This window comes from Klebsiella sp. CB_Kp196 (assembly GCF_040061575.1).
GTDB classification, from domain to species: domain Bacteria; phylum Pseudomonadota; class Gammaproteobacteria; order Enterobacterales; family Enterobacteriaceae; genus Klebsiella; species Klebsiella michiganensis.
The window spans coordinates 1-23,104 of the sequence record NZ_JBEAFH010000042.1; the positions used below are offsets into that span (position 1 = coordinate 1).

Here is a 23,104-nt window from a genome sequence, read left to right on the forward strand (position 1 = left end):
GCACGACCTTGCCAAGGTCGGGGTCGCGAGTTCGAGTCTCGTTTCCCGCTCCAAATTTCTTCTCATACCCAGTTTATCCACAGCGCAAGCACGCGCCGGTGATGATTTTCGCGCGGCCCTGAAAATACTGTGAACAGAGTTATCCACAGCTTAACCTTTCGTCCTCTCTCAGAAAATTACTTCACCATGTAAATAGTATTCTTATATCTAATTGAAATGTAACAGTTAAATTTCATTTCAAAGTGTTAATCCGATCACTTGACGAACGTCTGCCCCTTGAAACGCAATGTGTTTTTATTTTTATTCACACCCTGTGAATGAATCAGGCGTCGCGCGGTAGCCCTTTTTCAACCACCCTGACCAGACGCAGCTTTTTGGGTAACTGCACCTCAACCACATTGGCATTTCTCTTTTCAATTTGCTGCGCCATCGCCCACTCGATATGTTCGTCGAGAAGCGGGTGCTCACCCCTGCGGCTTTCCAGCGCCTTCAGGTTCGCTTCATCCCAGGGCGCGTTGCCCAACGCGACGGCGATATTACGCAGCCAGCGCAGATGACCAATACGGCGAATGGCCGAACCTTCCGTCACTTTTAAAAACCAGGGTTCGCTCCAGGCGAACAGCTCAATAAGCGCCGGGGCGTGTAGCGCCTTGCGCGGGATGAAATCCTCTTCATCGGTGAGCTGCGCGAAGCGGTTCCACGGGCAAATCAGCTGGCAGTCATCGCAGCCGTATATGCGGTTGCCGATCAGCGGACGAAACTCTTCCGGAATAGCGCCTTCCAGTTCGATAGTCAGATAGGAAATACAGCGCCGGGCATCGACGGTATAGGGCTCGACGATGGCGCCGGTTGGGCAGATGGTCATGCAGGCAACGCAGCGGCCGCACTCTTCCTTGACGGGCTGGTCAATGGGAAGAGGGAGATCGATAAGCAATTCACCGAGGAAAAAGAACGAGCCGGCATCGCGGCTAAGGATGAGCGAGTGCTTACCTGTCCATCCCAGCCCCGCTTTTTCGGCTAAAGGGCGTTCAAGAATCGGCGCGGAATCGACAAAAGGTCTAAAATTGAGCGAAGCACACTGTCCCTGAATCATCTCACCTAATTTTTTCAGGCGATGACGTAATAGCTTGTGATAGTCCCGTCCGAGGGCGTAACGGCTAACGTAACCCACGGCGGGGTCTTTCAGGGTACGGGCGAAAGCGGCATTAGCGGGCAGATAGTTCATTCTCACGCTAATTACGCGCAGGGTACCGGGCTGGAGCTCATGGGGGCGCGCGCGCATCATGCCATGACGCGCCATCCACGCCATTTCGCCGTGGTATTGTTTATCCAGCCACGCCTGCAGTTTAGGTTCGCTGGCGCTGAGATCGGTATCGGTAATACCGACCTGCTGGAACCCCAACTCTGTGCCCCATTGTTTGATTTGCTGCGCTAACTGATTGAGATCGAGGGGCTGTGACATGATGGACCATACGATGACGAAAAACACCGGGAGTATACCACATATCATCTGGTCGGCGGAGGCGCTACGGCGAGCGGAAAAAGAGGCGGCGGATGCCCTTGGGCTGACGTTGTATGAACTGATGCGTCGTGCGGGCGAAGCGGCTTTTGAGCTTGCGCGCGTCCAGTATCCTGAAAGCCAGCACTGGCTGATTCTCTGCGGCCACGGTAATAACGGCGGCGACGGCTACGTGGTGGCTCGCCTGGCACAGTCGCGAGGCATTCAGGTCACGCTGCTGGCGCTGGAGAGCGAGAAGCCGCTGCCGGAAGAGGCCAGCCTCGCGCGTGAGGAGTGGCTCAACGCCGGCGGCACGATTCATGCCGCCAGCATCCCCTGGCCGGAAGATATCACGCTGATTATTGACGGCCTGCTCGGTACCGGGTTACAGAGCGCGCCCCGGGAAAACGTTGCGGCGCTGATCGCGCGGGCAAACGCCCATCCGGCTGCGGTTGTGGCGCTGGATATCCCCTCCGGCCTGAATGCGCAAACGGGGACGACGCCGGGCGCGGTTATCCATGCCGCTCATACCATCACCTTTATCGCGCTTAAGCCGGGGCTGCTGACCGGAAAAGCCCGCGATGTCGTTGGCCGTTTGCATCACCACGCCCTGGGGCTTGAGGGTTGGCTGGCAGGCCAAACGACGGCGCTCAGTCGCTTCGATGCCTCGCAGCTCCCCGGCTGGCTGCCGCCGCGGCGTCCAACCTCGCACAAAGGCGACCACGGTAAGCTGGTGATTATTGGCGGCGAACCGGGGACGGCGGGCGCCATACGAATGAGCGGTGAAGCGGCGCTGCGCGCGGGCGCCGGGCTGGTGCGAGTACTGACTCACCGGGACAACATTGCCCCCATTCTGACCGCCAGGCCGGAGCTGATGGTCCATGAGCTGACGTCCCGTTCTCTCGAAGAGAGTCTGCACTGGGCGGATGTCATTGCGATTGGGCCGGGTCTGGGGCAGGGCGAGTGGGGTAAAAATGCGCTACGCCAGGCGGAGAATTTTCGCAAACCAATGGTCTGGGATGCGGATGCGCTGAACCTGCTGGCAATCAATCCCGATAAACGTCACAATCGCGTGCTGACGCCGCATCCCGGCGAAGCCGCCCGCCTGCTGAACGTGAGTGTGGCAGAAATTGAAAGCGATCGCTTACATTCTGCACAACGTCTGGTAAAACGTTATGGTGGCATCGTGGTGCTGAAAGGTGCAGGTACGATCGTGGCGAGCGAAACGGGCGAAATGGCTATTATCGACGCCGGTAACGCTGGGATGGCCAGCGGCGGGATGGGCGATGTGCTGACCGGTATTATCGCTGCGTTGTTAGGCCAGCGCCTGACGCCGTATGATGCTGCCTGCGCCGGATGCGTTGCTCATGGCGAAGCCGCCGATCGGCTGGCGGCGAGACACGGCACCCGCGGAATGCTGGCGACCGATCTTTTTTTCACGCTCAGGCGTGTTGTTAACCCGGATGTGATTGACGTAGACCATGATTAACCGAGTGATTCCTTTACCCGATGAGCAGGCGACTTTAAGCCTTGGCAACCGCGTCGCGCAGGCATGCGCTGGCGCGACGGTCATCTATTTGTATGGCGATTTAGGGGCGGGTAAGACCACCTTTAGCCGCGGTTTCCTTCAGGCTCTCGGTCACCGTGGCAACGTTAAAAGCCCAACCTACACCCTCGTCGAGCCATACAGTCTCGATAATTTGATGGTCTATCACTTCGATCTTTATCGCCTGGCGGATCCTGAGGAACTCGAGTTTATGGGGATCCGCGATTATTTTACTGACGATGCTATCTGCCTGGTGGAATGGCCTCAGCAGGGCACGGGAGTACTTCCGGACCCGGATGTTGAAATTCACCTTGAGTATCAGGCACAAGGGCGTGAGGCGCGCGTAACCGCGGTCTCCTCATTGGGTGAGTCTTTATTGGCGCGTTTGGCTAATTAGCCTGAAGGACGACGGGATGATGTATCGCTTAACCAGTTGGCTGGCCGCCGCACTGATGCTGTTCAGCATTCAGGCCACTGCGGCAAGTTTATCCGATATCCAGGTCTCAAATGGCGATCGGCAGGCCCGCATTACCATTAGCTTTATCGGCGAACCTGAATATTCGTTTAGCCCCCAGGGCAAACGCATCGTGGCGCTGGATATTAAACAGACTGGCGTACTCCAGGGGCTACCGCTGCAGTTTAGCGGCAATAATCTGGTAAAAAGCATTCGTTCCGGGACGCCGCAGGATACGCAGTCGCTGCGCCTGCTGGTGGATCTCACCGCCGATGGCAAAACCCGCGCGGTGAAACAGCAGAACGGCTCTAACTACACCGTGGTGTTTACGATTAACGCCGACGCGCCGCCTCCGCCTCCACCTCAGCCAGTGGTGGTTAGACAGGCGGAAAGGCCCGTGGCGCAGCCCGTGCGTCCGAGCGAACCCGCGCGCAACCCGTTTAAAGCCGATAACGACCGGCTTACCGCGGTGACCAACACCAGTAGCGTAACGCGTCCTGCGGCGCGTACCGTTTCCGGCGACGATAAAGTGATTATCGCCATTGACGCCGGCCACGGCGGCCAGGATCCGGGAGCCATTGGTCCGAACGGCACGAAAGAAAAGAATGTGACCATAGCGATTGCGCGTAAGCTCCGCGCGCTGCTGAATGCCGATCCGCAGTTCAGGCCCGTGCTAACGCGCGACGGCGATTATTTCATTTCCGTCATGGGGCGTTCTGACGTCGCACGTAAGCAAAACGCCAATTTCCTTGTCTCGATTCACGCCGACGCTGCGCCGAATCGCGATGCTACCGGGGCCTCGGTTTGGGTGCTTTCCAACCGCCGCGCGAACAGCGAAATGGCCGGCTGGCTCGAGCAGCATGAGAAACAGTCAGAACTGCTGGGCGGCGCGGGCGATGTACTGGCCAACAGCCAGTCGGACCCTTACCTGAGCCAGGCGGTGCTGGATTTACAGTTCGGCCATTCCCAGCGCGTCGGGTATGATGTGGCGACCAATGTGCTGAGCCAGCTGCAGCGGATCGGCGATTTACATAAGCGTCGCCCTGAGCATGCCAGCCTCGGCGTACTGCGTTCGCCGGATATCCCGTCGATCCTGGTGGAAACGGGTTTTATCAGTAATACCGGCGAAGAGCGGCTGCTGGGTAGCGATGCTTATCAGCAGCAGGTCGCAGAGGCGATTTATAACGGCCTGCGTAACTACTTTATGCAGCATCCTCTGCAATCCGCGCCGCGCGGGGCAGCCGCGCAGACTGCCAGCGCAGGTTCGTCAGACGGGACGTTGTTAAATTAAGGAGACGGCCATGCCGATTCAGGTTCTACCGCCGCAGCTCGCCAACCAGATTGCCGCAGGTGAAGTGGTGGAACGTCCGGCGTCGGTGGTCAAAGAGCTGGTGGAAAATAGCCTCGATGCCGGGGCGACGCGCATCGACATTGATATTGAGCGCGGCGGGGCGAAGTTAATCCGCATTCGCGATAACGGCTGCGGCATCAAAAAAGACGAGCTGGCGCTGGCGCTGGCTCGTCACGCCACCAGTAAAATTGCTTCGCTGGATGACCTTGAGGCGATCATTAGCCTCGGCTTTCGCGGCGAAGCTCTGGCCAGTATTAGCTCAGTGGCTCGCCTGACGTTGACCTCGCGTACCGAAGATCAGCAGGAGGCCTGGCAGGCCTATGCCGAAGGGCGCGATCAGGCGGTCACCGTGAAGCCGGCGGCGCATCCGGTGGGAACAACGCTGGAAGTGCTGGATCTGTTTTATAACACCCCCGCCCGGCGCAAATTTATGCGCACCGAGAAAACCGAGTTTGGCCATATCGACGAGATCGTGCGGCGCATTGCGCTGGCGCGCTTCGACGTGACCATCAACCTCAGCCACAACGGCAAGGCCGTGCGCCAGTACCGGGCGGTATCGCAGGACGGCCAGCGTGAGCGGCGTCTGGGCGCGATCTGCGGTCTGCCATTTCTCGAACACGCGTTGGCGATTGAGTGGCAGCACGGCGACCTGACCCTCAGCGGCTGGGTGGCCGATCCGCTACATACCAATCCGACGCTGGCGGAGATTCAGTATTGCTACGTCAATGGGCGGATGATGCGCGATCGCCTGATTAATCACGCGATTCGCCAGGCCTGTGAAGACAAACTGGGCGCCGACCAGCAGCCTGCCTTTGTGCTGTATCTGAAGATAGATCCGCATCAGGTGGATGTGAACGTCCATCCGGCCAAACATGAAGTGCGTTTTCATCAGTCGCGCCTGGTGCATGACTTTATCTATCAGGGCGTGCTGAGCGTCCTGCAGCAGCAGCTGGAGGTGCCGTTGGCGGAAGAGGGCGATGAGCCCGCGCCGCGGCAGGTGCCGGAAAACCGCATTGCGGCGGGCGGCAATCATTTTGCCCAGCCAGCGGTCGCGCGTGAAAGCGCCGCTCCCCGTTACCGGGATGAGCCCGCCGCGCCGCGTTTTAATACCGGAGGTTCGCGAGAGTCCGCCGCCTCGGGTTCATCTGGCGGAGCCGCCTGGCCGCACGCGCAGCCAGGCTATCAAAAACAGCAGGGTGCGCTTTATCGCCAACTGCTGGATACGCCGGCCACGGAGCGCAAACCCCTGGCTCCCGCACCGGCAGCGGAAGGCCTGTCGGGCCATAGCCAAAGCTTTGGCCGCGTACTGACGATTATCGATAGCGACTGCGCGCTGCTGGAGCGCGGCGGTAAGTTAGCGCTGCTGGCTCTGCCGGTTGCTGAGCGCTGGCTGCGCCAGGCGCAGCTAACGCCGGGCGCAGAGGCGGTTTGCGCCCAACCGCTGCTTATCCCGCTGCGGATAAAAGTGTCCGACGAGGAAAAAGACGCGCTCAAGCAGGCGCAGTCGGCGCTGGCTGAGGTCGGGATTGAACTCCAGTCCGATGCGCACCACGTGACGGTCCGCGCAGTGCCTTTACCCTTAAGACAACAAAATTTACAAATCTTGATTCCTGAACTGATAGGCTACCTGGCGCAGCAAAAAACCGTCGACGTCGGCAATATTGCTCAGTGGATGGCGCGTAATCTGGCGAGCGAACATGCGCAGTGGAACATGGCGCAGGCGATTGCCGTCCTGGCGGATATAGAACGCTTATGTCCGCAGCTGGTTAAAGCGCCGCCGGGTGGTCTGTTACAACCTGTTGATTTACATTCGGCGATGAATGCCCTGAAAGATGAGTGATGTAACTGAGGCAAGCCTGCCTAAGGCAATATTTTTAATGGGCCCGACGGCCTCTGGTAAAACCGCATTGGCTATCGCCTTACGTAAAGTTTTGCCAGTAGAGTTGATTAGCGTTGATTCAGCCCTCATCTATCGAGGAATGGACATAGGCACGGCCAAGCCCGATGCCGCGGAGCTGAGCGCTGCGCCGCATCGTCTGCTGGATATTCTTGACCCGGCCGAGGCTTATTCCGCGGCGGATTTCCGCCGCGATGCGCTGGCAGAGATGGCCAATATCGTCGCTGCCGGGCGAATTCCGCTACTGGTTGGCGGAACGATGTTGTATTTCAAGGCGTTGTTGGAAGGATTGTCGCCTCTACCCTCGGCTGACCCTGAGGTCAGAGCCAGGATCGAGCAACAGGCCGCAGAGCAGGGATGGAACGCGTTACACCAGCAGCTACAGGAAATTGATCCGGTTGCCGCCGCGCGTATTCATCCAAATGATCCGCAAAGACTTTCCCGAGCACTGGAAGTTTTTTTCATTTCGGGTAAAACTTTAACGGAGCTGACGCAAACGTCAGGTGATGCTCTGCCGTATAAGGTGCACCAGTTCGCCATCGCCCCGGCGAGCCGTGAACTGCTCCATCAGCGCATAGAACAGCGTTTTCATCAGATGTTGGCTTCAGGTTTTGAAGCAGAAGTGCGGGCGCTTTTTGCCCGGGGAGATTTGCATACGGATATGCCTTCCATTCGTTGTGTCGGATATCGCCAGATGTGGTCTTACCTAAATGGCGAGATCCCGTATGATGAAATGGTTTATCGAGGTGTTTGCGCCACGAGACAGTTAGCTAAACGTCAGGTGACCTGGCTGCGCGGTTGGGAAGGTATCCACTGGTTAGACAGTGAACAACCTGAACAAGCGTTCAACAAAGTATTACAGGTTGTTGGTGCTAGCCTGGACTGAACGTGTACAATTGAACGGGTATCGTGCGTAATTTTTTTAAGAATCGTAAGGTTCTGAGTACAAAACAAGCATACATATAAGGAAAAGAGAGAATGGCTAAGGGGCAATCTTTACAAGATCCGTTCCTGAACGCTTTGCGTCGGGAACGTGTTCCGGTTTCTATTTATTTGGTGAATGGTATTAAGCTGCAAGGGCAAATTGAGTCTTTCGATCAGTTCGTGATCCTGTTGAAAAACACGGTCAGCCAGATGGTCTATAAGCACGCAATTTCTACTGTTGTCCCGTCTCGCCCGGTGTCACACCACAGCAACAATGCTGGCGGCGGTACAAACAACTATCACCACGGTGGTGGTGCGCAGGGTTCTTCTGCGCCGCAGCAAGACAGCGAAGACGCCGAATAAGGCAGATGCTGTTTTTCCACGTCGGGGAGCCAGGTTTTCTGCGTTCCCCGCTGGTATTTTATAAGGGGTTTACGCTTGTTTGACCGTTATGATGCCGGTGAGCAGGCGGTACTGGTACACATCTATTTTTCGCAAGACAAAGATATGGAAGATCTCCAGGAGTTTGAAACTCTGGCCTCTTCCGCCGGTGTCGAAGCAATGCAGGTGATTACCGGTAGCCGTAAAGCACCGCACCCGAAGTATTTTGTTGGTGAAGGTAAAGCAGTCGAAATTGCGGAAGCCGTAAAAGCGACCGGTGCATCGGTCGTGCTCTTCGATCATGCCCTGAGTCCGGCACAGGAACGAAACCTGGAGCGCTTATGCGAATGTCGGGTTATCGATCGTACCGGCTTGATTTTAGATATTTTTGCCCAGCGAGCGCGTACCCACGAAGGGAAACTGCAGGTCGAGCTGGCGCAGCTGCGCCACATGGCGACTCGCCTCGTTCGCGGCTGGACCCACCTTGAAAGACAGAAAGGCGGGATTGGTTTGCGCGGCCCGGGGGAAACCCAGCTCGAAACTGACCGCCGCTTGCTGCGTAACCGTATTATGCAGATCCTGGCGCGACTGGAAAAAGTTGAAAAACAGCGTGAGCAGGGACGGCGGTCACGCGCCAAAGCCGATATTCCAACCGTGTCGCTGGTCGGTTATACCAACGCCGGTAAATCCACGTTGTTCAATCAGATAACCGAAGCCGAGGTCTATGCTGCGAACCAGCTGTTCGCCACTCTGGACCCAACGCTGCGCCGGATTGATGTCCCTGATGTCGGCGAAACCGTCCTGGCGGATACCGTAGGCTTTATTCGCCACCTGCCGCACGATCTGGTGGCCGCGTTTAAAGCGACGCTCCAGGAGACGCGCCAGGCGACGCTGTTGCTGCATATCATTGATGCTGCCGATGTGCGCGTGCAGGAAAATATTGACGCAGTGAATACGGTGCTCGCGGAAATCGAAGCTGATGAGATCCCGGCGCTGCTGGTCATGAATAAAATCGACATGCTGGATGATTTTGAGCCGCGTATCGATCGGGATGAAGAAAATAAACCGATTCGGGTCTGGCTTTCCGCCCAGACCGGGGTTGGCGTACCGCTGCTTTTTCAGGCTTTGACGGAACGGCTTTCTGGTGAAGTGGCCCAGCACACGCTGCGCCTGCCACCGCAGGAAGGTCGGTTGAGAAGCCGGTTCTATCAGCTTCAGGCGATAGAGAAAGAGTGGATGGAGGATGACGGTAGCGTTGGTCTGCAGGTGCGCATGCCGATCGTTGACTGGCGTCGCCTCTGTAAACAAGAGCCAGCGCTGGTTGAATACGTGATTTGACCTTGCAGCTTGCCTGAAGATATTGACCCCTGTGGGGATATCAAAAACAAATATGGAGCATATACATGGCGTGGAATCAGCCCGGTAATAACGGACAGGACCGCGACCCGTGGGGAAGCAGCAATAACCAAGGCGGCAACTCTGGGGGAAATGGCAACAAAGGCGGTCGCGAGCAGGGACCTCCCGATCTGGATGATATCTTCCGTAAGCTAAGTAAAAAACTTGGCGGCCTGGGTGGCGGAAAAGGTGGACTGGGCGGCGGTAGCGGCTCTCAGGGACCTCGCGGGCCAATGGGCGGACGTATCGTCGGCATCGTTGCCGCCGCTGCGGTTATTATCTGGGCAGCCAGCGGTTTCTATACCATTAAAGAAGCTGAACGTGGCGTCGTCACTCGCTTTGGTAAATTTAGCCATCTGGTTGAGCCTGGCCTTAACTGGAAACCTACTTTCATTGATAACGTTCAGGCGGTTAACGTTGAGTCGGTCCGCGAACTGGCGGCTTCCGGCGTCATGCTGACGTCTGACGAAAACGTCGTGCGCGTTGAGATGAACGTGCAGTACCGCGTGACCGATCCGGAACGCTATCTGTTTAGCGTCACCAGCGCGGACGACAGCCTGCGTCAGGCCACCGACAGCGCCCTGCGTGGCGTGATCGGTAAATACACCATGGACCGTATCCTGACCGAAGGACGTACCGTCATTCGTAGCGATACCCAGCGCGAGCTGGAAGAGACCATTCGTCCGTACAACATGGGTATCACCCTGCTCGACGTCAACTTCCAGACGGCGCGTCCGCCGGAGGAAGTAAAAGCCGCGTTTGATGATGCGATTGCCGCGCGTGAAAACGAACAGCAGTACATTCGTGAAGCGGAAGCTTACACCAACGAAGTCCAGCCGCGGGCTAACGGTCAGGCGCAGCGTATCCTTGAAGAGGCTCGCGCCTATAAGACCCAGACCGTTCTTGAAGCGCAGGGTGAAGTGGCTCGTTTTGCAAAAATTCTGCCTGAGTATAAAGCGGCTCCGGAAATTACCCGCGAGCGTCTGTATATCGAAACCATGGAAAAAGTGCTGAGCCATACGCGCAAAGTGCTGGTTAACGATAAGGGGAGCAACCTGATGGTTCTGCCTCTGGATCAGATGCTGAAAGGCGCCGGCGCGCCGGCGGCAAAGAGCGATAGCAGTGGCGCAAGCGATCTGCTGCGTCTGCCGCCTGCAGCCAGCTCAAACAGCGCCAGTAACGCTTCTACCTCTACGGGAGGCACCATTATGGACCAACGCCGCGCCAACGCGCAGCGTAACGACTACCAGCGTCAGGGGGAATAACGATGCGTAAATCTGTTATCGCGATAATTGTCATCGTGCTGGTGGTGCTCTACATGTCCATCTTTGTGGTCAAAGAGGGCGAGCGCGGCATTACGCTGCGTTTTGGTAAAGTTCTGCGCGACGATGAAAACAAACCGCTGGTGTACGCGCCTGGCCTTCACTTCAAGATTCCTTTTATTGAATCCGTGAAGATGCTTGATGCGCGTATCCAGACGATGGACAACCAGGCCGACCGCTTTGTTACCAAAGAGAAGAAGGACCTGATTGTTGACTCTTACATCAAGTGGCGCATCAGCGACTTTAGCCGTTACTACCTGGCAACCGGCGGCGGTGACGTTTCCCAGGCCGAGGTGCTGCTGAAGCGTAAATTCTCTGACCGTCTACGTTCTGAAATTGGCCGTCTGGATGTGAAAGACATCGTGACCGACTCCCGCGGCCGTCTGACCCTGGAAGTCCGCGATGCGCTGAACTCAGGTTCTGCGGGCACAGAAGATGAAGTCAGTACGCCGGCTGCCGATGACGCGATTGCTAAAGCGGCGGAGCGTGTTGAAGCAGAAACGAACGGTAAGGTTCAGGTGATCAACCCGAACAGTATGGCGGCGCTGGGTATTGAAGTCGTCGACGTGCGTATTAAACAGATCAACCTGCCTGCCGAAGTGTCTGAAGCGATCTACAACCGTATGCGCGCCGAGCGTGAAGCGGTAGCGCGTCGTCACCGTTCACAGGGTCAGGAAGAAGCTGAAAAACTGCGCGCGACCGCGGATTATGAAGTGACCAAAACGCTGGCGGAAGCCGAGCGTCAGGGTCGTATTCTGCGCGGTGAAGGCGATGCTGAATCGGCGAAACTGTTTGCTGATGCATTCAGCCAGGATCCAGGCTTCTATGCCTTTATCCGTAGCCTGCGTGCGTATGAGAACAGCTTCCAGAGCAATCAGGATGTAATGGTTCTCAGCCCGGACAGCGATTTCTTCCGCTATATGAAATCACCCACGTCAGCGACCCGCTGATAAGCAATGAGTAAGCAAAAAGGCGCCCGTTGAGGCGCCTTTTTTACAATGTTCGCAGCGGATTTGGGTTCGCCAATGGGTTATGTATTTTGTTTCATAAAGCCGGTTCATAACAATGATGAAATACCGGAGAATATGAATTGAGCAACGACTCACAGGGGTGAGCGACGGTGGCTGTACTTAAATAAAGGTGAATAATGAACTCTACAATTTGGCTGGCACTGGCGCTGGTTTTAGTACTTGAAGGGCTTGGGCCGTTGCTTTATCCGCGCGCGTGGCGTCGAATGGTCGCCACGATGAGCCAATTACCGGATAATTTATTACGCCGGTTTGGCGGAGGTCTTGTGGTTGCCGGTATCGTCATCTACTACATGTTGAGGAAAACGATTGGCTGAGCGTAAAGTAGACTAATTTCCCGCCTTTTGAGTGCAAAAAGTGCTGTAACTCTGAAAAAGCGATGGTAGAATCCATTTTTAAGCAAACGGTGATTTTGAAAAATGGGTAACAACGTCGTCGTACTGGGCACCCAATGGGGTGACGAAGGTAAAGGGAAGATCGTCGATCTCCTGACTGAACGGGCTAAATATGTTGTGCGCTATCAGGGCGGTCACAACGCCGGCCATACTCTCGTAATCAACGGTGAAAAAACCGTCCTCCATCTCATTCCATCAGGTATTCTTCGCGAGAATGTCACCAGCATCATCGGTAACGGTGTCGTGCTTTCTCCGGCTGCGCTGATGAAAGAGATGAAAGGTCTGGAAGACCGTGGTATCCCTGTCCGCGAGCGTCTGCTGCTTTCTGAAGCGTGCCCGCTTATCCTCGAATATCACGTTGCGCTGGATGTCGCGCGTGAAAAAGCGCGCGGCGCGAAAGCTATCGGTACGACCGGTCGCGGTATCGGCCCGGCTTACGAAGATAAAGTGGCTCGCCGCGGTCTGCGCGTTGGCGATCTGTTTGATAAAGCCACCTTCGCTGAGAAACTGAAAGAAGTGATGGAATATCACAACTTCCAGCTGGTGAATTTCTACAAAGCTGAAGCGGTTGACTACCAGAAAGTTCTCGATGACGTCATGGCGATTGCCGACATCCTGACCGCGATGGTTGTTGACGTTTCCGATCTGCTTGACCAGGCGCGCAAGCGTGGCGATTTCGTCATGTTTGAAGGCGCACAGGGTACGCTGCTCGATATCGATCACGGTACCTATCCGTACGTAACCTCTTCCAACACCACCGCAGGTGGCGTGGCGACCGGCTCCGGTCTGGGTCCGCGTTATGTAGACTACGTTCTGGGTATCATCAAAGCCTACTCCACTCGCGTAGGTGCGGGTCCGTTCCCGACTGAGCTGTTTGATGAAACCGGCGAGTTCCTGTGCAAGCAGGGTAACGAGTTTGGCGCTACCACCGGCCGTCGTCGTCGTACCGGCTGGCTGGATGCCGTAGCGGTGCGCCGCGCGGTGCAGATTAACTCCCTGTCCGGTTTCTGCCTGACTAAGCTGGACGTCCTGGACGGCCTGAAAGAAGTTAAAATCTGCGTAGCCTACCGGATGCCGGATGGCCGCGAAGTGACGACCACTCCGCTGGCTGCTGACAACTGGGAAGGCATCGAGCCGATTTACGAAACCATGCCGGGCTGGTCTGAAACCACCTTTGGCGTGAAAGAGCGCAGCGGTCTGCCGCAGGCAGCGCTGAACTACATCGCACGCATTGAAGAGCTGACCGGCGTACCGGTTGATATTATCTCTACCGGTCCTGACCGTACCGAGACGATGATTTTGCGCGATCCGTTCGACGCATAACGATCTCCAGGGGCGCCGTTAAGGCGCCTCTTGTTTTTGCTGTTCGCCCGCCCCATTTAAATAAATTAGCGGCCTGAGCGCTGGCTGGTTTATCATCAATAGTAATTGTCTACCGACGCACTCTGTTTTTCTTTTCCCTGAGGTTGATTGTGCAGTTAACGAGTTTCACTGATTACGGATTACGCGCGCTGATTTATATGGCGTCGCTACCGGATGGAAGAATGACCAGCATCTCCGAAGTGACGGAGGTTTACGGCGTTTCCCGTAATCATATGGTTAAAATAATCAATCAGCTAAGTCGCGTGGGGTACGTGACGGCGGTACGGGGAAAAAACGGGGGAATTCGTCTGGGGAAACCGGCAAATATGATTCGCGTGGGTGATGTTGTTCGCGATCTGGAGCCGCTCTCGTTGGTCAACTGCAGCAGCGAATTTTGCCATATTACGCCCGCCTGTCGTCTGAAACAGGCGCTTGCTGAAGCCGCGCAAAGTTTTCTCAAGGAACTGGATAACTACACGCTGGCCGATTTGGTTGAAAAGAATCAACCGCTTTATAAATTATTGCTGGTGGAGTGACGTAAACTTCACTGGAGATGACAACGGAGGAACCGACATGTCACAAGATCCTTTCCTGGACCGCGAATCTGAAAAATACGCTAATCCAATCCCGAGCCGGGAATTTATCCTCGATCATTTAGCAAAACGCGAAAAACCGGCTAGCCGAGATGAGCTGGCAATAGAGCTGAATATTGAAGGCGAAGAACAACAAGAAGCATTGCGCCGCAGACTGCGCGCAATGGAACGCGATGGTCAACTGGTCTTTACGCGTCGTCAGTGCTATGCGCTGCCGGAACGTCTTGACCTGCTGAAAGGGACCGTTATCGGTCATCGCGATGGTTATGGCTTCCTGCGCGTTGAAGGCCGTAAAGATGACCTGTATCTGTCGTCCGAGCAGATGAAAACCTGTATTCACGGCGATCAGGTGCTGGCGCAGCCGCTGGGCGCCGACCGTAAAGGCCGTCGCGAAGCGCGTATTGTCCGCGTACTGGTGCCAAAAACGGGCCAGATTGTGGGTCGCTACTTTACCGATGCGGGCGTTGGCTTCGTGGTGCCGGATGACAGCCGCCTGAGCTTCGATATCCTGATCCCCCCGGAACAGATCATGGGCGCGCGAATGGGGTTTGTGGTGGTGGTTGAGCTGACCCAGCGCCCAACCCGCCGCACCAAAGCGGTCGGCAAGATCGTTGAGGTCCTCGGCGACAATATGGGTACCGGCATGGCGGTCGATATGGCCCTGCGCACCCATGAAATTCCCTACGTCTGGCCGCCAGCGGTCGAAAAACAGGTCGCCGGCCTGAAAGAACAGGTACCGGAAGAGGCGAAACAAGGGCGCGTTGATTTACGCAGCCTGCCGCTGGTCACCATTGATGGCGAAGACGCCCGTGACTTTGATGATGCCGTGTACTGCGAGAAGAAACGCGGCGGTGGCTGGCGTCTGTGGGTGGCGATCGCCGATGTGAGCTACTACGTGCGCCCGGGTACGCCGCTGGATGGCGAAGCGCGCAGCCGCGGCACGTCGGTCTACTTCCCGTCTCAGGTGGTTCCGATGCTGCCTGAAGTGCTCTCTAACGGCCTGTGTTCACTGAATCCTCAGGTCGACAGGCTCTGTATGGTTTGTGAAATGACGATTTCGGCCAAGGGGCGTCTGACCGGCTTCAAATTCTACGAAGCGGTGATGAGCTCCCATGCCCGTCTGACCTATACCAAAGTCTGGCATATGCTGCAGGGCGACCAGGATCTGCGTGAGCAGTACGCGCCGCTGGTTAAGCATATTGAAGAGCTGCATAACCTCTACAAAGTGCTGGACGGCGCGCGTGAAGAGCGCGGCGGTATCTCATTTGAGAGTGAAGAAGCTAAATTCATCTTTAATGCTGAACGCCGCATTGAACGTATTGAGCAGACTCAGCGTAACGACGCGCACAAGCTGATTGAAGAGTGCATGATCCTGGCGAACATCTCCGCTGCGCGCTTCGTTGAGAAGGCCGAGGAACCGGCGCTGTTCCGTATCCATGACAAACCGAGTACGGAAGCGATTACCGCATTCCGTTCGGTGCTCGCGGAGCTGGGGCTTGAACTGCCTGGCGGCAACAAGCCGGAGCCGCGCGACTATGCGGAATTACTGACCTCTATCGCCGATCGTCCGGATGCAGAGATGCTGCAAACCATGCTGCTGCGGTCGATGAAACAGGCGATATACGACCCGGAAAACCGCGGCCACTTTGGTCTGGCGCTGCAATCCTATGCCCACTTCACCTCGCCGATTCGCCGCTATCCTGACCTTTCGCTGCATCGCGCAATCAAGTATTTACTGGCGAAAGAGCAGGGACATAAAGGCAATAGCACCGAGACCGGCGGCTGGCACTACAGCATGGACGAGATGCTGCAGCTGGGGGCGCACTGTTCGATGACCGAGCGTCGTGCTGATGAAGCGACGCGCGATGTTTCGGACTGGCTGAAGTGTGATTTCATGCTGGATCAGGTGGGTAACGTCTTTAAGGGCGTGATTGCCAGCGTGACCGGCTTTGGTTTCTTCGTCCGTCTGGATGAGCTGTTTATTGATGGTCTGGTGCACGTCTCTTCCCTCGATAACGACTACTACCGCTTCGATCAGGTCGGGCAGCGTCTGATTGGTGAATCCGGCGGCCAGACCTATCGACTGGGCGATCGCGTGGAAGTGCGCGTTGAAGCGGTCAACATGGACGAGCGTAAAATTGACTTCTCGCTTATCTCCAGCGAGCGCGCGCCGCGCAACGTCGGTAAGACCGAGCGTGAAAAAGCGAAGAAGGGCGGCGCAGGTAAATCTTCCGGACGTCGCCGTCAGGCGGGCAAGCAGGTAAACTTCGAGCCGGATAGCGCATTCCGCAAACAGAAAGGTCAGTCTCAGCCGAAAGCCGCTCAGCCAAAAGGCGAGAAGAAAGCGAAGAAGCCGTCGGAGAAAACCCAGAAGATAGCCGCAGCGACCAAAGCCAAGCGCGCGGCGAAGAAAAAGAATATCGCTGAGTAGTGCGATTCCCTTTCCCCCCCGCGCCTCCCGACATCGTGGCGGGGCGGGGGGAAGGGAACGGATAACAGAACCTAAACGAGTAGATAAATGAGTGAAATGATTTACGGCATCCACGCGGTGCAGGCACTGCTGGAGCGCGCTCCTGAACGTTTTCAGGAAGTCTTTATTCTGAAAGGCCGTGAGGATAAGCGCCTTATGCCGCTGATCCATGCCCTGGAAGCGCAGGGCGTGGTGATTCAGGTCGCCAGCCGCCAGTTTCTGGATGAGAAAAGCGAAGGCGCCGTTCATCAGGGAATTATTGCCCGCGTGAAGCCCGGACGTCAGTATCAGGAGAACGATCTGCCGGATCTGATCGCCTCTCTCGATCAGCCGTTCTTTTTGATCCTTGACGGCGTGACCGATCCGCACAACCTCGGCGCCTGTTTACGTAGCGCTGACGCCGCTGGCGTGCATGCGGTGATTGTCCCCAAAGACCGTTCTGCGCAGCTGAATGCCACGGCGAAAAAAGTGGCCTGCGGCGCGGCGGAAAACGTCCCGCTGATCCGCGTCACCAACCTGGCGCGTACCATGCGTCTGCTGCAGGAAGAGAACGTCTGGATCGTCGGTACCGCCGGCGAGGCCGATCATACGCTGTTCCAGAGCAAAATGACCGGATCGCTGGCGCTGGTCATGGGGGCGGAAGGCGAAGGCATGCGCCGCCTGACCCGGGAGCACTGCGACGAGTTGATCAGCATCCCGATGGCCGGTAGCGTGTCGTCGCTGAACGTATCGGTCGCCACCGGTATTTGCCTGTTTGAAGCGGTACGCCAGCGCAGCTAATCTCTTCTTTCCAAATAAGCCATTCTCTGGAATGGCTTATCTTCTTCAGTTCTGACCGCCTTCTCGCTCTATCCGACGGGCAATGTCGAGACCTCTTTCAACATAGTTCAGGACCTGGCTCAAGGGTAATTCCTCTCCCGGTTCATCTCCCGTTTGCTCGAGGAATTTAAGCTGCGCGCCTCGATTCTTTAATACTTTGATGAGATTAAGAAAATTTCCAATAGGATTCTGCTCTTCCAGAATGTCATCGCAGATTTTGTTTTCATCAAATGAGGTGACGTAACCGGAAGCGTTCAGGTTCTGTTTGATAGCGCTCATCGCGAGATGAGGAAGATGGCGGTGGATAAGCGGAATATAGTTCGGCGCATTTTGCCGATCTTCAATAATTAAATGAATCATGAAATTCCCTTTCTGATTGTGAGAGAACTTTATAACAGAGTTCTCTGACGGAAAGTGCGCCGTTGTCCATACTTATGGATAGAGCCATTGAAGGAGGGAAACATAATGCACTGGCAAACTCATACCGTATTTAATCAACCCTCGCCGCTATGTAACAGTAACTTATTCCTGTCCGATACCGCCCTGCGTGAAGCCGTCGTCCGCGAAGGCGCGGGCTGGGATGGCGATCTGCTGGCGAGCATTGGCCAACAGCTGGGGACGGCCGAATCGCTGGAGCTGGGGCGCCTGGCCAACAGCAATCCGCCGGAACTGCTGCGCTATGACGCAACGGGATCGCGTCTTGACGATGTTCGTTTCCACCCCGCCTGGCATTTACTGATGCAGGGGCTGTGCGCTAACCGGGTACATAATCTTGCCTGGCAGGAAGAGGCTCGTGAAGGCGCCTTCGTTGCCCGCGCTGCCCGCTTTATGCTGCATGCGCAGGTCGAGGCGGGCACCCTGTGTCCCACCACCATGACCTTTGCCGCGATTCCATTGCTGCAGCGCTCCTTACCCGAGACTTTTAGCGACTGGCTATCGCCGCTATTAAGCGATCGCTACGATCCGCACCTTGTGCCGGGTAATCAGAAACGCGGGCTGCTTATCGGGATGGGGATGACGGAAAAGCAGGGCGGGTCCGATGTCCTGAGCAACACGACGCGAGCGGAGAAAAGCGCAGAAGGCTTTTATCATCTGATCGGACATAAATGGTTTTTCTCGGTACCGCAGAGCGATGCTCATCTGGTGCTGGCTCAGGCGCCGGCGGGCCTCTCCTGCTTTTTTGTTCCGCGCCTGTTGCCGGATGGCCAGCGTAACGGTGTACATCTGGAAAGGCTGAAAGATAAATTAGGTAACCGCGCGAACGCCAGCAGCGAAGTCGAGTTTTTCAATGCCTGCGGCTGGCTGGTCGGAGAAGAGGGCGATGGCGTCCGGCAAATTCTCAAAATGGGCGGCCTGACCCGTTTTGACTGCGCGCTGGGTAGCCATGCGCTGATGCGCCGGGCCTATTCGGTAGCGCTATACCATGCTCTGCAGCGTCAGGCATTTGGTAAAAATCTGGTCGATCAGCCGATAATGCGTCAGGTTCTGGGGCAGATGGCGCTGCGGCTGGAAGGGCAAACCGCCTTTCTGTTCCGCCTGGCGAGGGCCTGGGACAGGCGCGACGATGTGCAGGAAGCGCTATGGGCAAGGCTGTTCACGCCCGCCGCGAAATTTGCTGTCTGCAAATCCGGGATCGCGTTCGTCGCCGAGGCGATGGAGGTACTGGGCGGTTCAGGCTATTGTGAAGAGAGTGAATTACCGCGTTTGTACCGTGAAATGCCGGTAAACAGCATCTGGGAAGGTTCCGGTAATATTATGTGTCTGGACGTGATGCGGGTTCTGATGAAGCAGCCGGCGGCGCTCGAACTTCTGGCGGCGGAGTGCGCGGAAGTGAAAGGGCAAAATCGTCATTTCGATCGGACGTGGCGGCAGCTGCAGCAGTGGCTACGGCGGCCTCTGGAAGAGCAGGGGCGGGAGATTACCCGGCTGGTCTATATGCTGGGCGTTGGGGCGCAGCTATTACGCTTCGCGTCACCGCCGCTGGCAGAGGCCTGGTGCCGTATGATGCTCGACGCGCGCGGCGGCATGCGGCTGGATGAGCAGACGCTGGATGACTTACTGTTACGGGCAACGGGGCGTGGACGACAGGCGCCTCAGGCATAAAGAATGGCCTGTACCCGCCAGTTGTCCGGCTGCTGCTCCTCGTACATCTGGACGATGCGATACCAGGAGGCGCCCTGCTCATCGGCCTGCACGGCGATAGCGTGTTCAACATCCTGCTGGCTGCCCGAGATGTTGTTAACGCAAATCAGGCCAATTTCGTTCAGGCCCGTTACGCAGTCAGCGCTGGCAAACTCCGCTGACTGCGCGGAAGTATTGGCCGTGACGGTGGTCAACATCAGGCTGGGTAGGGTAAAAGTTCGTTTCATCGTCAGCTCCATTTCACATAGTCCTGAGGGCAGTCCGTTGCTAACGTTCTGCCAGGTTACAGCTGGCCGAACGTTATTATGCACAGGAGAACGTGAATGGATGCAAAGCAGTGTAAAGCTGGCTTAAAGGTTGACCGCTATTTACGGTACAAAATTGCCTGCGAATACCACTGGCCCGGAACCATGGTGTCATCAATCATTATGATGACGTAGTAATCCGCTTTAGCCGCCTCAGCTTTGACCTTTAGCGCAGCCTCGACATCCATCGGTGAGCCGTACATTAATACGCTCACCGTCCCCATCTTCTGCAGACCCGCCGTCTGATTACGCTGGATCTCTTGTGGATGGTCGGTTGCCGGCGGCGGCGCCTTTGGCGTCCCCTGTAGGGCGCTACAGCCGGTTAAAGCGATTGCCATTAACCACGGTGCAAACCTACGCATAACCATATCTCGTTTCCTGTTAGTCATAGTGTAGTGGTAGCCTGAATGTCATTTCCGGGGAATGTTCCCAAATTGTTATCCCGTACGCGATTTTCGAATGAAAATATCGTGAAAGCGTAATCTGGTTCTCAAGATTATGAATCATGTGCGAACGAGCGACTTGAGTAATAACATAACATCACTTGAGAGAAAGGAGACGGTAAATGATTGCATTAGAAATGCGTAACCTTGCGGGTGGGGAGGTTCTCCATGCATACCCGCAGGGCGCCGTGGATACGGCGCTGCCTTGCATTGTCTTTTATCATGGTTTTACCTCTTCTAAGCTGGTCTACAGCTATTTTGCCGTTGCGCTTGCAGAGGCGGGGTTTCGGGTGATTATGCCTGATGCAGCGGAACACGGCGCGCGCTACCGGGGAGACGAGCAGGGGCGGATGCAGCGCTTCTGGCCGATTCTGATGAACAATTTTATTGAATTTCCGGCACTACAGGAGGCGATTCGGGATCGGGGATGGCTTGCTGACGACAGGCTGGCGGTGGCAGGCGCATCAATGGGCGGAATGACGGCATTAGGGATTATGACCCACCACCCGGAGCTGAAAAGCGTAGCCTGCCTGATGGGGTCAGGCTATTTCAGTTCGCTCTCGCAGGCGCTTTTCCCTTCGCCTTCGTTCGATGCAGAACAGCTGGTGGCGTGGGACGTCAGCCAGCAGCTGGCGACCCTGGCCAGCCGTCCGCTGCTGCTCTGGCACGGCGATGAAGATGATGTCGTGCCGCCGGGGGAAACCTTCCGCCTGCAGCAGGCGCTGCAGCAAAACGCGCTGGCCGACAATTTAACCTGCCTCTGGCAGAAAGGCGTCCGCCACCGCATTACGCCGGAAGCGTTAGCCGCGACGGTGGACTTTTTTCAACGTCACCTTTAAACGCGAATCACCTGTACGCCCTGATCCTCAAGCTGCTTGAGGATCGCCTCATCCGCCTGTTTACCGGTAATCACCAGGTCGATTTGCCCGGCCTGGCTAAAGAGCATTCCGGCGCGTTCGCCGACTTTGCTGCTGTCGACCAGGACCGCGAGTTTGCCGACGACGTTAAGCATTTTTTGCTCCGCCATCGCCGTCAGCATATCGGTTTTATACAGCCCTTCGGCGGTCAACCCTTTGCCGCTGGTGAACATCCAGTGCCCGGCATACAGGCTGTTTTCGCTGCCCTGCGGGCTCAGGGTGATAGAGTGGCTGCGGTTATACTGCCCGCCCATAATGATGACGCTGTCGTGTTCCTGATCGATCAGATAGTTGGCCAGCGGCAAATAGTTGGTGATGATCTGTACCGGTTTGCCGCACAGCTCCTGCCCAAGCAGGAATGCGGTAGAGCCGCAGTTAATGACGATGCTTTCGCCAGGGTTGACCAGCTGCGAAGCCGCACGCGCAATCCGTACCTTCTCATCGTGGTTTTGCGCCTGGTGAATATTCATTGGCGACCAGCGCGGGCGCTGCTCGCTGATGGCTTCCGCGCCGTTGCGGACTTTTTTCAGCCTGCCGCTTTCGTCGAGTTTGTTGATATCGCGTCGTGCCGTCGCCGGAGAAATTCCCAGCCGGGAAATCACCTGCTCCACGGTGACAAATCCCGTTTGTGCCAGCAAATCCAGTAAAATTTGATGTCTTTGCGCTTCCGTCATGAGCAAATCCGATTAAAAGTGATAAGCAAAGATGATATTTGAAATCAGGTGAAAATACTAATGCTGACGGGGATAATTTCCGGCGGGCGGTCCCGCCGGAGAAGCCTTACAGGAACGACTTAAAGGGCAGGTCCGGTTCCATCGTGAAGCAATCGTCGAATCCGCGCGGATAATGGTATTCGAAGTTGTCTTTATCCAGCGGCCAGGTGAATTTTCCGCCCACCTGCCAGATGAAAGGCTTAAAGCCATACTGCAGACGATGTTTTTTCATCTCCCACAAAACGCGGATTTCCTGCGGATCGGCCTGGAAGTTTGACCAGATATCGTGATGGAACGGGATTACCACTTTAGCATTCAGCGACTCGGCCATGCGCAGGATATCGGCGCTGGTCATTTTGTCGGTGATACCGCGCGGGTTCTCGCCATAGGAGCCCAGCGCCACGTCGATCTGGTGTTCGTTACCGTGCTTCGCGTAGTAGTTGGAGTAGTGGGAATCGCCGCTGTGATACAGGTTGCCGCCCGGCGTTTTGAACAAATAGTTCACCGCGCGCTGATCCATTCCGTCCGGCAGGACGCCTGCGGCTTTTTGATCCGCGGGTAAGGTGATCAGGGCCGTACGGTCAAAAGCGTCAAGCGCGTGGATTTCAACATCCTTTATTTTAACCACATCCCCTGGTTTCATCACGATACAGCGCTCTTTTGGAACGCCCCAGCCCATCCACAGGTCGACGCAGGTTTGCGGGCCGATGAACGGCACGTCCTCGGCGCAGTTCTGCATGACCGCGGCGGCCACGTTCACATCAATATGATCGTTATGATCGTGAGTGGACAGTACGGCGTCGATCTGGCGAATAGCGAACGGATCGAGAACAAACGGAGTGGTGCGCAGGTTTGGCTGGAGCTTCTTCACGCCGGCCATACGCTGCATCTGGTGGCCCGTTTTCATCAGCGGGTTCCCGTGGCTTTGCTTGCCGGTACCGCACCAGAAATCGACGCAGATATTGGCTCCGCCTTCGGATTTCAGCCAGATGCCCGTACAGCCCAACCACCACATGGCAAAGGTGCCCGGCGCAACCTGCTCTTGTTCAATTTCTTCGTTCAGCCAGCTACCCCACTCCGGAAAAGTGTTCAGGATCCATGATTCGCGGGTGATGGTTTGTACTTTACTCATTTGTTTTTCCCTCACAT

Annotated in this window: 22 protein-coding genes; 16 read left to right on the top strand and 6 right to left on the bottom strand. The window is 56.2% G+C overall.

Annotated features, from left to right (window positions below; translation table 11 throughout):
- Positions 1 to 322: 322 nt before the first annotated feature.
- Complete coding sequence (queG, locus tag ABLU87_RS12480) at positions 323 to 1,462, bottom strand: tRNA epoxyqueuosine(34) reductase QueG (protein WP_122116887.1); 1,140 nt, start codon at positions 1,460 to 1,462, stop codon at positions 323 to 325.
- A 13-nt stretch (positions 1,463 to 1,475) separates the two neighbouring features.
- Between queG and nnr the strand changes: the two genes are divergently transcribed.
- From nnr to rlmB, 14 genes are all read left to right on the top strand, one after another.
- On the top strand, positions 1,476 to 2,987 hold the full coding sequence (gene nnr / locus ABLU87_RS12485; RefSeq protein WP_025107635.1) for a bifunctional ADP-dependent NAD(P)H-hydrate dehydratase/NAD(P)H-hydrate epimerase: 1,512 nt from the start codon (positions 1,476 to 1,478) through the stop codon (positions 2,985 to 2,987).
- Positions 2,980 to 3,441, top strand: a complete 462-nt coding sequence (gene tsaE / locus ABLU87_RS12490) for a tRNA (adenosine(37)-N6)-threonylcarbamoyltransferase complex ATPase subunit type 1 TsaE (protein ID WP_014227619.1) — start codon at positions 2,980 to 2,982, stop codon at positions 3,439 to 3,441. Before nnr ends, tsaE begins: the two co-directional genes overlap by 8 nt.
- Positions 3,442 to 3,457: 16 nt before the next feature.
- Positions 3,458 to 4,789: an N-acetylmuramoyl-L-alanine amidase AmiB gene (gene amiB, locus ABLU87_RS12495; RefSeq protein WP_048262017.1), complete on the top strand. Its 1,332-nt coding sequence runs from the start codon at positions 3,458 to 3,460 to the stop codon at positions 4,787 to 4,789.
- Between the two features lie 10 nt (positions 4,790 to 4,799).
- The gene (gene mutL, locus ABLU87_RS12500; protein WP_049103790.1) at positions 4,800 to 6,689 is read left to right on the top strand and encodes a DNA mismatch repair endonuclease MutL; all 1,890 of its coding nucleotides are present in this window, start codon (positions 4,800 to 4,802) and stop codon (positions 6,687 to 6,689) included.
- Positions 6,682 to 7,632, top strand: a complete 951-nt coding sequence (gene miaA / locus ABLU87_RS12505) for a tRNA (adenosine(37)-N6)-dimethylallyltransferase MiaA (RefSeq protein ID WP_048262015.1) — start codon at positions 6,682 to 6,684, stop codon at positions 7,630 to 7,632. Before mutL ends, miaA begins: the two co-directional genes overlap by 8 nt.
- Before the next feature lie 92 nt (positions 7,633 to 7,724).
- On the top strand, positions 7,725 to 8,033 hold the full coding sequence (gene hfq / locus ABLU87_RS12510) for an RNA chaperone Hfq (protein ID WP_004097968.1): 309 nt from the start codon (positions 7,725 to 7,727) through the stop codon (positions 8,031 to 8,033).
- Between the two features lie 75 nt (positions 8,034 to 8,108).
- Positions 8,109 to 9,389 (top strand): ribosome rescue GTPase HflX, encoded by a 1,281-nt coding sequence (hflX, locus tag ABLU87_RS12515; protein ID WP_004097973.1) that lies wholly within the window; start codon positions 8,109 to 8,111, stop codon positions 9,387 to 9,389.
- A gap of 65 nt (positions 9,390 to 9,454) precedes the next feature.
- The gene (hflK, locus tag ABLU87_RS12520) at positions 9,455 to 10,711 is read left to right on the top strand and encodes an FtsH protease activity modulator HflK (RefSeq protein WP_014227623.1); all 1,257 of its coding nucleotides are present in this window, start codon (positions 9,455 to 9,457) and stop codon (positions 10,709 to 10,711) included.
- Between the two features lie 2 nt (positions 10,712 to 10,713).
- Positions 10,714 to 11,718, top strand: coding sequence for a protease modulator HflC (gene hflC, locus ABLU87_RS12525; protein WP_004097977.1), 1,005 nt, complete (start codon positions 10,714 to 10,716; stop codon positions 11,716 to 11,718).
- Between the two features lie 197 nt (positions 11,719 to 11,915).
- Entirely contained in the window at positions 11,916 to 12,113 is a 198-nt protein-coding gene (locus ABLU87_RS12530) for a DUF2065 domain-containing protein (RefSeq protein WP_004097978.1), read from the top strand.
- Between the two features lie 102 nt (positions 12,114 to 12,215).
- Complete coding sequence (locus tag ABLU87_RS12535) at positions 12,216 to 13,514, top strand: adenylosuccinate synthase (RefSeq protein WP_004097979.1); 1,299 nt, start codon at positions 12,216 to 12,218, stop codon at positions 13,512 to 13,514.
- A 149-nt stretch (positions 13,515 to 13,663) separates the two neighbouring features.
- The gene (nsrR, locus tag ABLU87_RS12540) at positions 13,664 to 14,089 is read left to right on the top strand and encodes a nitric oxide-sensing transcriptional repressor NsrR (protein WP_004097980.1); all 426 of its coding nucleotides are present in this window, start codon (positions 13,664 to 13,666) and stop codon (positions 14,087 to 14,089) included.
- 37 nt (positions 14,090 to 14,126) lie between these two features.
- Complete coding sequence (gene rnr, locus ABLU87_RS12545) at positions 14,127 to 16,577, top strand: ribonuclease R (protein ID WP_004097981.1); 2,451 nt, start codon at positions 14,127 to 14,129, stop codon at positions 16,575 to 16,577.
- Positions 16,578 to 16,664: 87 nt separating this feature from the next.
- Positions 16,665 to 17,396, top strand: coding sequence for a 23S rRNA (guanosine(2251)-2'-O)-methyltransferase RlmB (gene rlmB / locus ABLU87_RS12550; RefSeq protein WP_004109129.1), 732 nt, complete (start codon positions 16,665 to 16,667; stop codon positions 17,394 to 17,396).
- A gap of 45 nt (positions 17,397 to 17,441) precedes the next feature.
- On the opposite strand, the gene ABLU87_RS12555 is transcribed toward rlmB, so the two are convergent.
- On the bottom strand, positions 17,442 to 17,795 hold the full coding sequence (locus ABLU87_RS12555) for a hypothetical protein (protein WP_122116888.1): 354 nt from the start codon (positions 17,793 to 17,795) through the stop codon (positions 17,442 to 17,444).
- A gap of 105 nt (positions 17,796 to 17,900) precedes the next feature.
- On the opposite strand from ABLU87_RS12555, the gene ABLU87_RS12560 reads away from it, so the two are divergent.
- Complete coding sequence (locus ABLU87_RS12560; protein WP_049069023.1) at positions 17,901 to 19,538, top strand: isovaleryl-CoA dehydrogenase; 1,638 nt, start codon at positions 17,901 to 17,903, stop codon at positions 19,536 to 19,538.
- On the opposite strand, the gene yjfN is transcribed toward ABLU87_RS12560, so the two are convergent.
- Positions 19,529 to 19,804 (bottom strand): DUF1471 family protease activator YjfN, encoded by a 276-nt coding sequence (gene yjfN / locus ABLU87_RS12565; RefSeq protein WP_014227626.1) that lies wholly within the window; start codon positions 19,802 to 19,804, stop codon positions 19,529 to 19,531. The genes ABLU87_RS12560 and yjfN overlap by 10 nt on opposite strands.
- A gap of 137 nt (positions 19,805 to 19,941) precedes the next feature.
- Positions 19,942 to 20,250 carry a biofilm peroxide resistance protein BsmA gene (gene bsmA, locus ABLU87_RS12570; RefSeq protein WP_004097988.1) on the bottom strand — a complete coding sequence of 103 codons (309 nt, stop codon included), beginning with the start codon at positions 20,248 to 20,250 and terminating at the stop codon, positions 19,942 to 19,944.
- A 197-nt stretch (positions 20,251 to 20,447) separates the two neighbouring features.
- Between bsmA and yjfP the strand changes: the two genes are divergently transcribed.
- On the top strand, positions 20,448 to 21,164 hold the full coding sequence (yjfP, locus tag ABLU87_RS12575; protein ID WP_122116889.1) for an esterase: 717 nt from the start codon (positions 20,448 to 20,450) through the stop codon (positions 21,162 to 21,164).
- Here yjfP and ulaR read toward each other — a convergent pair.
- Both ulaR and ulaG read right to left on the bottom strand, forming a co-directional pair.
- The gene (gene ulaR / locus ABLU87_RS12580; RefSeq protein WP_004097990.1) at positions 21,161 to 21,916 is read right to left on the bottom strand and encodes an HTH-type transcriptional regulator UlaR; all 756 of its coding nucleotides are present in this window, start codon (positions 21,914 to 21,916) and stop codon (positions 21,161 to 21,163) included. The genes yjfP and ulaR overlap by 4 nt on opposite strands.
- Before the next feature lie 106 nt (positions 21,917 to 22,022).
- A complete protein-coding gene (ulaG, locus tag ABLU87_RS12585) occupies positions 22,023 to 23,087 on the bottom strand; it encodes an L-ascorbate 6-phosphate lactonase (RefSeq protein WP_122116890.1) in 1,065 nt (354 codons plus the stop codon).
- Positions 23,088 to 23,104: the final 17 nt, after the last annotated feature.

Coding starts and splice junctions, on each gene's coding strand:
- queG (WP_122116887.1), bottom strand. CDS start 1,462: ATGTCACAGCCCCTCGATCTCAATCAGTTAGCGCAGCAAATCAAACAA.
- nnr (WP_025107635.1), top strand. CDS start 1,476: ATGACGAAAAACACCGGGAGTATACCACATATCATCTGGTCGGCGGAG.
- tsaE (WP_014227619.1), top strand. CDS start 2,980: ATGATTAACCGAGTGATTCCTTTACCCGATGAGCAGGCGACTTTAAGC.
- amiB (WP_048262017.1), top strand. CDS start 3,458: ATGATGTATCGCTTAACCAGTTGGCTGGCCGCCGCACTGATGCTGTTC.
- mutL (WP_049103790.1), top strand. CDS start 4,800: ATGCCGATTCAGGTTCTACCGCCGCAGCTCGCCAACCAGATTGCCGCA.
- miaA (WP_048262015.1), top strand. CDS start 6,682: ATGAGTGATGTAACTGAGGCAAGCCTGCCTAAGGCAATATTTTTAATG.
- hfq (WP_004097968.1), top strand. CDS start 7,725: ATGGCTAAGGGGCAATCTTTACAAGATCCGTTCCTGAACGCTTTGCGT.
- hflK (WP_014227623.1), top strand. CDS start 9,455: ATGGCGTGGAATCAGCCCGGTAATAACGGACAGGACCGCGACCCGTGG.
- hflC (WP_004097977.1), top strand. CDS start 10,714: ATGCGTAAATCTGTTATCGCGATAATTGTCATCGTGCTGGTGGTGCTC.
- ABLU87_RS12530 (WP_004097978.1), top strand. CDS start 11,916: ATGAACTCTACAATTTGGCTGGCACTGGCGCTGGTTTTAGTACTTGAA.
- ABLU87_RS12535 (WP_004097979.1), top strand. CDS start 12,216: ATGGGTAACAACGTCGTCGTACTGGGCACCCAATGGGGTGACGAAGGT.
- rnr (WP_004097981.1), top strand. CDS start 14,127: ATGTCACAAGATCCTTTCCTGGACCGCGAATCTGAAAAATACGCTAAT.
- rlmB (WP_004109129.1), top strand. CDS start 16,665: ATGAGTGAAATGATTTACGGCATCCACGCGGTGCAGGCACTGCTGGAG.
- ABLU87_RS12555 (WP_122116888.1), bottom strand. CDS start 17,795: ATGATTCATTTAATTATTGAAGATCGGCAAAATGCGCCGAACTATATT.
- ABLU87_RS12560 (WP_049069023.1), top strand. CDS start 17,901: ATGCACTGGCAAACTCATACCGTATTTAATCAACCCTCGCCGCTATGT.
- yjfN (WP_014227626.1), bottom strand. CDS start 19,804: ATGAAACGAACTTTTACCCTACCCAGCCTGATGTTGACCACCGTCACG.
- bsmA (WP_004097988.1), bottom strand. CDS start 20,250: ATGGTTATGCGTAGGTTTGCACCGTGGTTAATGGCAATCGCTTTAACC.
- yjfP (WP_122116889.1), top strand. CDS start 20,448: ATGATTGCATTAGAAATGCGTAACCTTGCGGGTGGGGAGGTTCTCCAT.
- ulaR (WP_004097990.1), bottom strand. CDS start 21,916: ATGACGGAAGCGCAAAGACATCAAATTTTACTGGATTTGCTGGCACAA.
- ulaG (WP_122116890.1), bottom strand. CDS start 23,087: ATGAGTAAAGTACAAACCATCACCCGCGAATCATGGATCCTGAACACT.